The sequence below is a fragment of the Halorubellus amylolyticus genome (assembly GCF_034808145.1).
In the GTDB taxonomy this organism is placed as follows: Archaea; Halobacteriota; Halobacteria; order Halobacteriales; family Natrialbaceae; genus Halorubellus.
Genome location: NZ_JAXHGM010000029.1, coordinates 1 through 372 on the forward strand (window position 1 = coordinate 1; position 372 = coordinate 372).

At 34.4% G+C, this 372-nt stretch carries 1 protein-coding gene; it reads left to right on the forward strand.

The genetic code is table 11. The features are described 5' to 3' along the window. A partial coding sequence (locus SM754_RS20155; protein WP_323677927.1) for a hypothetical protein occupies positions 1-372 on the forward strand: 372 nt, incomplete at both ends.

Below are 372 nucleotides of genomic sequence, written 5' to 3' on the forward strand. Positions count from 1 at the left end.
TAAAAGTAGTTCAGAGTTTGCAGATGTATCTCGCACAATTTATGATTGGTACAACCCTACATACGATGAGCTAGACTACTGTAGCTTTTATAAAGTTGACCAAATTAATAAAATGTATATAGAAAAACCAGTGTTATGTGTGGCTCATACCACTTTCTCTGAGCCAAAAGATGTATGGACGTTTACACCCGAACTTTTTGAAGTTATTGAGTTTGTTAAAGATAGAGTAAGATTTCGTGTCACTAAGTTGTTATTACCAAACAACCGAGACAGGCAGATGAGCTTTAAGAATTTAGTGTCATTCGATTTAAATTATCCACCTATTAATCAAATAGAAAAGGCTCTTAATAACACCCCACCAGCTAATTTACC